Source organism: Thermosynechococcus sp. PKX82 (assembly GCF_031583255.1).
GTDB lineage: Bacteria > Cyanobacteriota > Cyanobacteriia > Thermosynechococcales > Thermosynechococcaceae > Thermosynechococcus.
In genome coordinates this window covers 420,932-432,940 of the sequence record NZ_CP134169.1, presented here as the reverse complement: position 1 = coordinate 432,940, position 12,009 = coordinate 420,932, and the positions used below count along the sequence as shown (strand labels likewise).

Sequence of the window (12,009 nt, the reverse complement as noted above, 5' to 3'; positions counted from 1 at the left end):
ATGGGCGATCGCAAGCGGGCATTAATTACGGGTATCACAGGTCAAGATGGTTCCTATTTGAGTGAACTCCTGCTTGAAAAGGGCTATGAAGTTCACGGCATTATTCGCCGCACCTCCACCTTTAACACCGATCGCATTGACCACATTTACGTTGACCCCCACCAAGAGGGGGCGGCTCTGCGCCTGCACTATGGCGATCTCACCGATGGCGGTACCCTACGGCGGATTTTAGAACTGAGCCAGCCCGATGAAATTTACAATTTGGGAGCGCAATCCCATGTGCGGGTGAGCTTTGATGCGCCGCAATACACCGTCGAAACGGTGGCCATGGGGACGCTGCGACTCCTAGAGGCGATTCGCGAATACCAAGAGCGCACGGGCAAACAGGTGAAGTTTTACCAAGCGGGTTCCTCGGAGATGTTTGGCCTTGTGCAGGAAGTGCCGCAGCGGGAAACGACCCCCTTTTATCCCCGCAGTCCCTATGCCTGTGCCAAGGTCTATGCCCACTGGCAAACGGTGAATTATCGCGAGGCCTATAATCTTTTTGCCTGTAATGGGATTCTCTTTAACCACGAGTGTGTGACTGGCACCACACCAGTGATTCTGCGGCGGCGGGGACTGATGGATATTCTGCCCATTGCCGATGTTGTTCCCCATCGCACGGATCCGAAGCATGGTAAGCGCTACACAACCGACTTGGCACCCGAGGATCGCTTTGAGGTCTGGGATGCCCAAGGCTGGACCAGTGTGACCTGCATGACGGCCACTTGGAATGGCGGCGATAAAACCGTTCATCGGATCATGGCACGGGCGGCTCTCTACGAAACAACTGCTGATCATCAAGTTTTTGTCCTCGATAGGGAAACGCCCTGTGCGAAGGAGACACAGCAGGTTCAGGTGGGCGATCGCCTTGCCCTCATTGATCTGCCCCCCCCTACAGAGCAAGTGGATGTCAGCCCCAGCGAAGCTTGGCTCCTCGGGATTCTAGTTGCAGAGGGGCATATTACCCCTGACGGTAAAGTGAAAGTCGCTAGCCAAAACCCAGAATTATTGGCGCGGGTCAGTGCCACATGGCGAAAAGTTGCCGCAGGATATACCAGTGAGTACACTGCTGCGAGCAGCTTCCCAAACGCTCAGCCTGTGACCCAACTGCATCTCAATGGCAATTGCGACTATGGCCGCTACCTCTACCCCCAAATCTATACCCGTGAGGGTCACAAGCGGATTCCCCAACGCATTCTCAACGCTGATCATGCGGCTCGCTTGGCGTTTCTTGAGGGCTTTAACGCTGGGGATGGTTTGCGCACTACCCCTTGTACCTATGAATTTCAGGGCTTTTGCACGGCTTCACCCGTATTGGCGGCAGGCCTCTATTGGTTGGTGAGCACCACCTTGGAGCAGCGTATTACCCTTGGCCTCGAAGAACGGGGCGATCGCACCTACTACAAGCTGAATTTGAACAGTCCCCAGACCACCCAATCGGGACAGCATCTCTGTAAACCCAAGGACGAAGTCATTAAAGCCCACGCGATCGCCCATGAAGGATGGGTATTCGATTTGGCAACCACCTCTGGCACCTTTCATGCCGGTATTGGCCAAGGCTGGATCCATAACTCCCCGCGGCGCGGTGAAACATTCGTGACCCGCAAAATTACCCGTGCCGTTGCCCGCATTGTGGCTGGCCAGCAAAACAAGCTGTATTTGGGGAACCTAGAAGCGAAGCGAGATTGGGGCTACGCCAAGGACTATGTGCGTGCCATGTGGCTGATGCTGCAACAGGAGAAACCCGATGACTATGTGGTGGCCACAGGCGAAACCCACTCCGTGCGGGAATTTTTAGAACTGGCCTTTGGTCATGTCGGTCTCAACTGGCAGGACTATGTGGAATTTGACCCCCGTTATTTGCGTCCCACAGAGGTGGATTTACTCTTGGGGGATCCAACCAAAGCCAAAACCGTTTTGGGCTGGCAGCCCTCGGTTACCTTTCCGGAACTGGTGGCGTTGATGGTGGAAGCGGATCTCCATGCGGTGGGGATTCAAGGAACAACCCCCAAAACCACCTCCGACACCGTGCTGGATCTCATTGCCCAGCGGCAGTTTATCAGTAAGGCAGACTAGTGATGGATCTCAGTAAAAAAAGGATTCTTGTCACCGGTGGGGCGGGATTTTTGGGACGCCAAGTGGTGGCGCAGTTGCAAAACGCCGGGGCAGTGCCTGAGCAAATCACAGTGGTGCGATCGCGCGACTACGACCTACGCCAACTCTCTGCTTGCCAAGCCGTCGTTCAAAACCAAGATATTATCATTCACCTTGCTGCCCATGTGGGGGGAATTGGCCTCAATCAAGTCAAGCCCGCTGAACTTTTTTATGACAACCTGATGATGGGGGCACAACTCATTGATTGTGCCTATCGCGCGGGAGTCAAGAAATTTGTCTGTGTGGGGACGATTTGCGCCTATCCCAAATTTACCCCTGTTCCCTTCAAAGAAAGCGATCTTTGGAACGGCTACCCCGAAGAAACCAATGCCCCCTACGGCATTGCTAAAAAAGCCCTTCTCGTGCAATTGCAAGCCTATCGGCAGCAGTATGGCTTTAATGGTATCTATCTCTTGCCCGTGAATCTTTATGGGCCGGGGGATAACTTTGACCCCCTGAGTTCCCATGTGATTCCTGCTTTAATTCGCAAAGTTTACATTGCTCAGCAACAGGGGGAGAGGGTGATTCCCGTGTGGGGGGATGGCAGCCCTAGCCGCGAATTTCTCTATGTTGAAGATGCTGCCCGTGGGGTTGTCATGGCCACCCAAGCCTACGATCATCCTGATCCAATTAACCTCGGTACGGGTGAAGAAATCACCATTAAGAATTTAGTTGAACTCATCTGCGACCTGATGGACTTTCAAGGCCAGATTGAATGGCAAACCGATAAGCCCAATGGTCAACCCCGACGTTGCCTAGATACCACTAAGGCAAAAGAGGCCTTTGGGTTTCGTGCCCAAATTCCCCTCAAAGAAGGCTTAGAACGTACAATTGCTTGGTACCGTCAGCACGCTACGTCCCTATGAGACAATGGATCCAGCTTATTCAGGAGATTGCCCAAGACATCTTCCAAGAATTAGGCAGTGGTTTCAGCGAAGCCATCTATCAAAAAGCTTTTGAGGTTGCCCTGCGGGAACGGCAAATTGAGTACGAAGAACAACGCAAGGTACCGATTTTCTTTCACGGTTATTTTGTGGGGGAGGCCATTCCCGATCTCATTGTGCGTGACGATGGCCAAGCGGTTGTAGTCGTTGAACTCAAGGCTGTTCAGAACATTGGCGATAAGGAAGTCAAGCAAGTCAAGAAGTATATGGAAACCCTCAAAATTCCTGTAGGGGTTGTCGTCAACTTTTCCACTTCTACAGCAGGGGATCGGCCGCAAATTATTGAAGTGAACCTATAGCTATTCCAATCAAGAATGAGACATCATCCAGCACAATACTTGCGAATCACTTCATCAATCGAACTGTTTGACCCTGCATACCTCCGCGCTCGCTTCAACGCACTGAAGTCGTGCTCAATCACATTCAAATCAGGAGAGTATTTCGGTAAAAATAACACCTCGTGACCCGCCGCTTTCACCACTGCCTGAATCGCCCCTTTCGGATGAATCGGTGCATTATCCATCATCAACAGGGAACGTTTCTCTAACGCTGGCAAACAGTATTGACTCAGCCAGCTCACAAACCCTAACGCATTCAAATATCCTGAAAACAGCATCGGCGCTATGAAGTCTTTCTGGTGTCTATACCGTCCTGCGACTCAACTCTCTCTTTTCTGACGCTTCCTCACTCGCTCTCCATCAATTCGTTGGCCTCGCGCTGCGATCCTGTTGCAACTAGACGAAAAATTGACTCTGCCCGACGAGTAGCTGTTCTGGTTCAAAAAGCCACCTATGAATGGCCTGCCAAATATGGCAAAGCTCTCTTAGAGGAATTTAACCGCCTCAAAAATGAATTTCTCAAGCGACGGGAAGAGAGACTATTACCTTACTTTCCTAACGAACCCAACCCAAATGCTATCCCAACAAATTTCCTCTGGGCGCGAACGATTACGTGTCCCTACTGTGGGGGGGTGATTCCGCTTTCGCCCAACTGGAAGCTGGCACCCGAGGAAGCACTGGCGATCGCCCGCGGGCATGAATTCCGACAGGTGATCCACCAGCATTTGGTGCAGATTCCCCCTCGATGAAGCCCACCATGCGCGGCGGCAAGGCCTCTCCCGCGATCGCCCCAACCAATTGCTGCGGCTGATGCAGCACCTCAAGGATCGCACCCAAGGTTTAGTGCTGCTCACGGCGACACCCATGCAAGTGGATCCGAATCGAAGTTTGGGACTTGCTCAATCTCTTGGGCTTGCCCCCAAGGTGGACAGCAGAGCAGTTTTGTCGCTTTTTTTGAACTCACTGCTAGCCCTGCTCCGAGCCGCGAAGACTGGCGAATGCTGGCGCACCTCTTCAAAGCCATGGAACGCCACTATGGCCCGATGCCCCTTGAAATTGCTCAGCAATACGTACCTCGCCCGCGCATTGCCCAGTTCAAAACCTTTGTCGGCAATTTGCAGCCCATTTTGTCGCTTCAGCCCGTTTCGGCCAATCTGCAAAGCACTATTGCCACCCTGATTTTTAGTCGTCGCCAAGAACGGCAGCAACCGCAGACCCAACTAGTGGAACAATTAGCCGCCATGGCCGCCACCTCGCCTACGGCTACGGTTGATCTCGATCCCGTCCCTGATTTGGACTTGAGCCTACCGCCCCAGTCTGAACCCGCCTATACCTTGGCCGACTTGCGATCGCTGCTTGAGCAACCCCACCTACTGCCGCCGGGCGTCACCGTCAAAATTGGCCTTGGTAGCAAAGATGTGACCTACCTCGCCCCCGGCCTACCCCAAGCGGTGCGGGTCACCACTGATCCTGAGTACTACGATCAGCACTGCGATAGCGTTGAACTTTGGTCGCCGGGCAGTCCCCTCTTTCCGCCACCGGCGATGATTCCCGAACCAACCCCTTCCAAGGACATTACTCATGGTGAATTTCTAGCGTTGCTTGGCGATCGCCAAAAATCGCCGTGCCAATGCGCACCATGGTTGCCCCGGCCTGTACCGCAAGGGGATAGTCCTGCGTCATACCCATGGAATACTCCTGCCACTGCAGCTGCTGCCACGGTTTTGTACGCAGTTCCTCGCCCCAAGCCCGCAATTCCTGAAAGACTTGCAATTGTTCTGCGGGAGGCAACCCCAAGGGCAGAATCGTCATTAGGCCACAGCAGCGCAGATGGGAGAGGGCATCGAGTTGGGGCAGGGCTGCTTCCAGTTCGGATCTTTCCCAGCCGTGTTTTTGGGGATCGGGGCGGAGCTTCACCTGCAATAGACAGTGGGGACTGGGAGTGTCGGTTTCCCTAAGAATGGCATTGATGCGCTCGGCTAATTTCCAGCGGTCAACGGTGTGGATCCAGTCAAAGAGTTGCAGCGCCTGCCGCACTTTATTGGTTTGCAGGTGGCCAATGAGATGCCAAGTAATATCCGTGAGGTCAGCCAATTCAGCGCGTTTGCTGGCTGCTTCCTGGACGCGACTTTCGCCAAAATCCCGAATGCCAGCTTCGTAGGCAGCCCGAATCGCGGCCGCTGGCATAAACTTACTCACGGCAATGAGGCGGACATGGGGGGGAAGTGTTGATTTGAGGTGGGTGGCGCGATCGCGAATTTCAGCAGCGGATAACACAGGCAATTTGCGGGCAAGGATGCTTTTTGATCCTAAAACCCTGTTGCAAAAAGTGAAACCATGGCAGGATTTTCAGTCTCCTTGACTAGGCTAGAGGGTAGGATTCAGAACGCTACTATGGCTGTGCCCCTCAAACTCTCCCTTGGCCTCATTGGTTTACTCGCTCTCGGTACCCTTTTAGCGGGGAAGTTGCTCTCCCCAGGAGAAAACTTTATGTCCTCTGCCCAAGGTCAACCCAATTGGGGAATTGAATCAAACCCCTCGCCACTCTCTAAACCTGAACCGCCACCGCGCGTTTCTGTGGCTGATTATGATCGCTATCGCCAAGTCATTGAGCGCACCCGCAGCATGATCCACAACTCAGAAGCGCGGCGGCTTGCCGAGCAATATGGCTTGAACATTCTTGACATCACATGGGAGGACACCGCTCGCTACCACAACTCTGCCGTCGGCCCTAATATCAGTGACATGACGATTCAAATTCAGCAGTACAACCCACGCACCAAGGGTTATGAACTGAGTCTGATGCCCGTGATTCGCTTTCCCAATTTTAGCGATCGCACAGCGGATATTCCCCTTGAGCGCTTCTTTATCCTTGTGGGCAATGAAAAGGGCAAGCCACTCCAACGGGTCAACCTCAAGGAATTTCTCGGTAACTTCCGCAAGTATCTCCACAACCCGCGATCGTGGGCAGGAAATCGTCGCTCCCTTTTGGCCGATCGCGATAGCCATGTCCTCGTCAGTGCCCAAGCCTGTTTCCTACCCATTCCCTCCCAAGGGGAAGCCACCTTTAACCCTGTGCTGTTTAACTACCAAAGCTATGAAAAGAACCCAGCCGTCTTAGCCATTTTGGTCACGCGCCAAGGTACCAGTGCCACCGTTATTGACAACAAGCGGGATGCCTTTGAAGCCGGCAGGACGTGGGGACAGCGATTATTTTTCAATAAGAATGGCGAACGGGCGAGCCTAGTGGGACAACGCGCCAGTGATTTTGGAGTGAGAAGCGGCGGTGGCGAGATCACCTCTGCCCAAGCGGAGGCAGCAGGAATGAATATGGTGATGCTGATCCAAGTGCCCCTGAAGCAAGCCCCTCGGCCCCGATCGGTTATGCCCCCTTTCTCGATGCCCGCCCCCGCCCTCATGGAGGCAGCACCTAGCGCTGGTCGCTCCAATGTCGAGGCGGCAGTCATTAGTTATGGCAAGGTGGAAGGCCCCTTCACTGAAATTGATAACCTGCCGATCGAGCGGGATCCCCGCTTCCCCATCCGCGTCACGGTGCAATTTTATAAAGCCACCGATAATGGCGTTGTTGCTGCCGAAGATATGCGCCACATCCATGATCAAATTGCCAAGGTCTATAGCAATGCCGATTATGTCGGCAGCCTCGTGATTGATGGTGACACTGGGCGCCCCACGGAATACACAGGCAGCAAGCAGGAACCCCCCGGCTGGTGGGACGACTTCTGGCAACGGCACCAACAAAATACTGGTCAAACCCGTGAGGAAGCCCTAGAAATGTTGCGGCGATTGCGGGGCAAAGACTGGATGCCGAGGTCGCAAGGGGAATTGGAACAGGCACTGAAGGCGCTGCAAAATTCGTCCCAATAGAGCTAACGCCGCTGCTGCTTACTCACCCATTTGCGACTAAAGCGCAGTTCCATGCCGACGCCCTCTGCCCAGACTTGCAATTGCTTGAGGAAGGCTTGGCGATCGCTCCCTTGGAGAACGGCCAATTGATCGGCAGCTCCAAGGGCATAGGGATAGCCTTGACCGGTAATCAGCTCCCCGCAGAGCCAGCGAATCACCTGATCCAGTAAGCCCGCTTCGTAGAGCCAGAGAGGGAGTTCGAGGCGCACGGGATAGCCTTGATGGGCCTTGAGGTAGCAAAAGCCAATGCCCTTGGCCCAAGCACCGTAATTTTCAAGGATGCCGCCGCGATCGCAGATAAACACAGGGGAGCGATCGCCCCATTGGGTCAACACCGTGCTCAACAGTTGGGCATCCGAGAGGTGGGGACTCGGCGCCAGCTGCTCCAGATGTCCTAAAAGGGTCACCAAATCCCGTGCCTGAGAGCTATCAATATAGGCCACCAAGGGAATCTGGTGTTGCCGGCTCGCGGCAAGGGTTTGGCACAGTGCCGCCACATATCGCCTCTGCCACTCGGGGGCATAGGACTCGGCAAACGTGGCCACAAAGGAGCCATCAAACAATAGCAACGCGGGTGCGGTTACCTCGGCCATGCGCTCCCGAAGGGTTTTTAGTTCCAGTTCAAAGCGGCGCAGGTGGATATAGCGTTCGTGGAAGCGATAAATTTGCGGCTGTCGCAACTGTTCTTCCGCTTGGCGCAGTTCCGCTGGTGTAATTAGTTCAAGGACAATTTCCTTGGCGTAGGGGCGATCGCGCCGATGGGGATTGAGAAACCACCCCGCCTGTACCACACCCACGGGCAAAAATAGCTCTTCACTGGGCACAATCTGGGAACCATCCACCGCCACAGTGGTGACATCCATGAGTTGAGTCATTGCCCACTCCCGCGCCGCCTGACGATGGGGCCACTGTACCCCCAAGGGAATGCGCCACCCCTGATGCCATGGTTCAATAGGACGTGCCCCCCAATCTGGGATCTGCGGATCAATGGCAGCGGTAATGTCGGCAATGGTTTGCTGCTGCCATGTCTTGAGAGCCTGTTGATAGGCCTGTCGCACCTGAGCTAGGGCGGTGTCATAGCTGAGAAATTCGGCCTTTTTATGATTTAGTTGCTGCACCAGTTGGAAAAGGGGTAACACCATGACTGGGAAAGACTAGAGAAACGCCTCTTGCTATTCTCAACGGAATAGGTATGGGTTTGCCTTGTGTCCCCTCCTGCGGTAGATATTAAGGTGTCCACTGACCCTCCCCCAAAAACTGTGAAGGCACTCACTCTCCTTGGCTCCACTGGCTCCATTGGTACCCAAACCCTTGACATTGTTGCCCAATATCCCGATCGCTTTCGTATTGTTGGCCTTGCTGCCGGGCGCAACTTGGAGCGACTGATTCCGCAAATTCGCCAATTTCAGCCGGAGATTGTCAGTATTGCCGATGCCAAGCAACTGCCAGAGTTAGAGGCGGCACTGGCCGATCTGCCCCAAAAACCACAACTGGTGGCGGGGGAATGCGGTATTGCGACGGTAGCGGCCTATGGGGATGCCGATGTTGTGGTCACCGGCATTGTTGGTTGTGCCGGTCTGGTGCCGACGATCGCCGCCATTAAAGCGGGTAAAGATATTGCCTTGGCCAATAAGGAAACGCTGATTGCCGGTGCGCCCGTGGTTTTGCCGCTGCTTCAGGAGTACGGTGTCAAGCTCTTGCCCGCTGATTCTGAGCACTCGGCGATTTTTCAGTGTTTGCAGGGGGTGCCCGAGGGAGGACTGCGGAAAATTATTCTCACTGCTTCCGGAGGCGCTTTTCGTGATTGGCCGGTGGAAAAACTCTCGCAAGTGACGGTGGCCGATGCCCTCAAACACCCCAACTGGTCAATGGGACCCAAAATTACTGTGGACTCGGCAACCCTGATGAATAAAGGCCTAGAGGTGATTGAAGCCCACTACCTCTTTGGCATGGACTACGACAATATCGAGATTGTGATCCATCCCCAAAGCATTATCCACTCGCTGATTGAGTTGCAGGATACCTCCGTGCTGGCGCAGTTGGGCTGGCCAGATATGCGGTTGCCGCTGTTGTATGCCCTCTCGTGGCCAGAGCGAATTCCCACGAATTGGTCGGCACTGGATCTGGTGAAGGCGGGGGATTTAACCTTTCGATCGCCGGATCACCAAAAGTATCCTTGTATGGGGCTGGCCTATGCGGCGGGTCGCGCTGGGGGAGCCATGCCGGCAGTCCTGAATGCTGCCAATGAACAGGCGGTGGCGCTCTTTATTGCCGAGGCGATTTCGTTCCTTGAGATTCCCCGCCTGATTGAGATGACCTGCGATCGCTACTCTGCCCAAAACATTAACAACCCTACCCTAGAGGACATTTTGGCCGCCGATCGCTGGGCGCGAGAAACGGTACAGGAGTTGGCACAACGGGGAGTTCGCCCCATGATTGCGCTATAGAGTGTGTCAAAATACCATACAGATTGCTTCAGAGGAAAACCAATGGATACCCGCGCATTCAAGCGATCGCTACACAGTTCCGAAAACTACCACCGCAAAGGCTTTGGTCACGGTGAGGAAGTAAACCAGCAGCTGCAAGGGGAGTATCAAAGTTCGCTGATTCAACAAATCCGCGCCAATGGCTATCGCTGGCAACAGGGGGATGTAACGATTCGCTTGGCGGAGGCCTTTGGCTTTTGTTGGGGGGTAGAACGTGCCGTTGCCTTGGCCTATGAAACCCGCACCCACTTTCCCACCGAGCGCATCTGGATCACGAATGAAATTATCCACAATCCCTCGGTGAATGAGCGCCTGCGGCAAATGGCCGTGGAATTTATTCCGGTGGTCAATGGGGCAAAGGACTTTAGTGAGGTGCGCCAAGGGGATGTGGTGATTTTGCCCGCTTTTGGTGCCAGTGTCCAAGAAATGCAACTGCTGAATGAGCGGGGCTGCACGATTGTCGATACCACTTGCCCGTGGGTGTCGAAGGTGTGGCACAGTGTTGAAAAGCACAAAAAGGTCAATTTCACCTCGATCATTCACGGTAAGTACAACCACGAAGAAACGATCGCCACCAGTTCCTTTGCGGGCACCTATTTGATTGTGCTCAACCTCGAAGAAGCCCGCTATGTCTGCGATTACATCCTCAAAGGGGGCGATCGCGAGGCCTTCATGGCCAAGTTTGCCAAGGCCTGTTCTGCGGGCTTTGACCCCGATCGCGATCTGGTGCGGGTCGGCATTGCCAATCAAACAACGATGCTCAAGGGGGAAACCGAACAAATTGGCAAACTCTTTGAACGCACGATGATCCAAAAGTATGGTCCCGATCGCCTCAATGAGCACTTCATGAGCTTCAATACCATCTGCGATGCCACCCAAGAACGCCAAGATGCGATGCTGAACTTGGTCAAGGAACCCTTAGATCTGATGGTGGTGATCGGTGGCTACAACTCCTCGAATACCACCCACCTTCAAGAAATTGCCATTGAACATGGGATTCCTTCCTACCACATTGATTCTGCCGATCGCATTGGGCCGGGGAATCGCATTGAACACAAACCGCTGCATCACGCTCTCACCGTTACCGAGAACTGGCTGCCCGATCGCCCAATCACCATTGGCATTACGTCCGGTGCCTCCACTCCCGATAAGGTGGTCGAGGCGGTTCTCAATAAAATTTTTGCCCTGCGGTCTGTGGTAGCGGTTTCCTAGGCCTCTGATGCTTGGGTCAAATCCCAAGCGGGCGATCGCTGACAACTGATCTCGTAGAGGGCAATACCGACTGCCACTGATGCATTGAGGCTATTGGTGCGCCCCGCTAGGGGAATAGCGACAATCTCATCGCAGTGTTTTTGGGTTTGTAGGCTAATCCCTTCCCCTTCACTGCCAACGACAAAGACGGTGGGGCGATCGAAGGTAATTTTCGGTAGGGGCACCGCGCCACGTTCCGAGAGGCCATAGATCCAATAGCCCGCCGCCTTCAGGGTTTCAAGGGCTTGATTGAGGTTAATCACCCGTGCCACCGGTAAATACTCCAGCGCCCCTGCAGCGGCTTTGGCCACTGTTGCAGTAATGCCCACGGCTCGCCGTTGAGGAATAATCATTCCTTGCATGCCCAGTGCTTCTGCGGTGCGGATCATGGCACCGAGATTTTGCGGATCCATAATGCCATCTGCCGCTAGAAGAACGGGTTGATTCACGGTTGCGGCCTTGGCCAAGAGATCCTCAAGAGACCAGTAGTGATAGGCAGCCACCTGAAGGGCAATCCCCTGATGGCGCCCCCCTTGGCACAGTTGATCGAGGCGTTCGGGGGTTACAGTATCAATGATCGCTCCTTGCTGTTTTGCGTCATTCAAGCGTTGATGAAAGCGTGGATCATAGCGCAGCGAGGGAATCACCCAAATACGGTTGCAGGGGCGGCCACTTTCAAGGGCTGAGAGCACGGCATGGCGACCATAGAGGAGTTCGGGGACATCCTCGGCAGTTGGGGGTGGGGGTGCTTTCCGAATTGGTTGAGCTGGGGTGCGTCGCTGGGGGTGAGGAGGGCGGGTCGCGGTCGGTCGGTTTTTTTTGCGGGGACGAGGTTTCTCGGTCATGAAGAGTCACTAAGATTGCAGATCT

General features: G+C 54.2%; 10 protein-coding genes and 3 pseudogenes. 7 read left to right on the top strand and 6 right to left on the bottom strand.

Annotation, left to right across the window (positions count from 1 at the left end; genetic code table 11):
• From RHH53_RS02075 to RHH53_RS02060, 4 genes and pseudogenes are all read left to right on the top strand, one after another.
• Positions 1–576: pseudogene (locus tag RHH53_RS02075) on the top strand (GDP-mannose 4,6-dehydratase); the annotation flags it as partial.
• 1,032 nt (positions 577–1,608) lie between these two features.
• Positions 1,609–2,118, top strand: a pseudogene (locus RHH53_RS13215) (GDP-mannose 4,6-dehydratase); the annotation flags it as partial.
• Positions 2,119–2,120: 2 nt separating this feature from the next.
• Positions 2,121–3,062: a GDP-L-fucose synthase gene (locus tag RHH53_RS02065; protein ID WP_310744251.1), complete on the top strand. Its 942-nt coding sequence runs from the start codon at positions 2,121–2,123 to the stop codon at positions 3,060–3,062.
• The gene (locus RHH53_RS02060) at positions 3,059–3,439 is read left to right on the top strand and encodes a GxxExxY protein (protein ID WP_206200848.1); all 381 of its coding nucleotides are present in this window, start codon (positions 3,059–3,061) and stop codon (positions 3,437–3,439) included. The genes RHH53_RS02065 and RHH53_RS02060 overlap by 4 nt, the downstream gene beginning before the upstream one ends.
• Before the next feature lie 23 nt (positions 3,440–3,462).
• Here the strand turns inward: RHH53_RS02060 and RHH53_RS02055 are convergent.
• The 4 genes and pseudogenes from RHH53_RS02055 to RHH53_RS02040 all read right to left on the bottom strand — a co-directional run.
• Positions 3,463–3,855, bottom strand: a pseudogene (locus RHH53_RS02055) (transposase); the annotation flags it as partial.
• A gap of 232 nt (positions 3,856–4,087) precedes the next feature.
• Positions 4,088–4,315 (bottom strand): hypothetical protein, encoded by a 228-nt coding sequence (locus tag RHH53_RS02050; RefSeq protein ID WP_310744021.1) that lies wholly within the window; start codon positions 4,313–4,315, stop codon positions 4,088–4,090.
• 62 nt (positions 4,316–4,377) lie between these two features.
• The gene (locus RHH53_RS02045; RefSeq protein ID WP_310744020.1) at positions 4,378–4,674 is read right to left on the bottom strand and encodes a hypothetical protein; all 297 of its coding nucleotides are present in this window, start codon (positions 4,672–4,674) and stop codon (positions 4,378–4,380) included.
• A 379-nt stretch (positions 4,675–5,053) separates the two neighbouring features.
• Complete coding sequence (locus RHH53_RS02040; RefSeq protein WP_206200846.1) at positions 5,054–5,755, bottom strand: YggS family pyridoxal phosphate-dependent enzyme; 702 nt, start codon at positions 5,753–5,755, stop codon at positions 5,054–5,056.
• A gap of 117 nt (positions 5,756–5,872) precedes the next feature.
• Here RHH53_RS02040 and RHH53_RS02035 point away from each other — a divergent pair, with 117 nt between their 5' ends.
• Positions 5,873–7,363: a hypothetical protein gene (locus tag RHH53_RS02035; RefSeq protein WP_310744019.1), complete on the top strand. Its 1,491-nt coding sequence runs from the start codon at positions 5,873–5,875 to the stop codon at positions 7,361–7,363.
• A 2-nt stretch (positions 7,364–7,365) separates the two neighbouring features.
• On the opposite strand, the gene RHH53_RS02030 is transcribed toward RHH53_RS02035, so the two are convergent.
• Complete coding sequence (locus RHH53_RS02030; protein WP_310744018.1) at positions 7,366–8,544, bottom strand: DNA double-strand break repair nuclease NurA; 1,179 nt, start codon at positions 8,542–8,544, stop codon at positions 7,366–7,368.
• 117 nt (positions 8,545–8,661) lie between these two features.
• On the opposite strand from RHH53_RS02030, the gene RHH53_RS02025 reads away from it, so the two are divergent.
• Positions 8,662–9,849 (top strand): 1-deoxy-D-xylulose-5-phosphate reductoisomerase, encoded by a 1,188-nt coding sequence (locus RHH53_RS02025; protein ID WP_302679142.1) that lies wholly within the window; start codon positions 8,662–8,664, stop codon positions 9,847–9,849.
• 42 nt (positions 9,850–9,891) lie between these two features.
• The gene (locus RHH53_RS02020; RefSeq protein ID WP_206200843.1) at positions 9,892–11,100 is read left to right on the top strand and encodes a 4-hydroxy-3-methylbut-2-enyl diphosphate reductase; all 1,209 of its coding nucleotides are present in this window, start codon (positions 9,892–9,894) and stop codon (positions 11,098–11,100) included.
• On the opposite strand, the gene rlmB is transcribed toward RHH53_RS02020, so the two are convergent.
• The gene (gene rlmB / locus RHH53_RS02015; protein WP_310744017.1) at positions 11,097–11,984 is read right to left on the bottom strand and encodes a 23S rRNA (guanosine(2251)-2'-O)-methyltransferase RlmB; all 888 of its coding nucleotides are present in this window, start codon (positions 11,982–11,984) and stop codon (positions 11,097–11,099) included. The genes RHH53_RS02020 and rlmB overlap by 4 nt on opposite strands.
• Positions 11,985–12,009 lie beyond the last annotated feature (25 nt).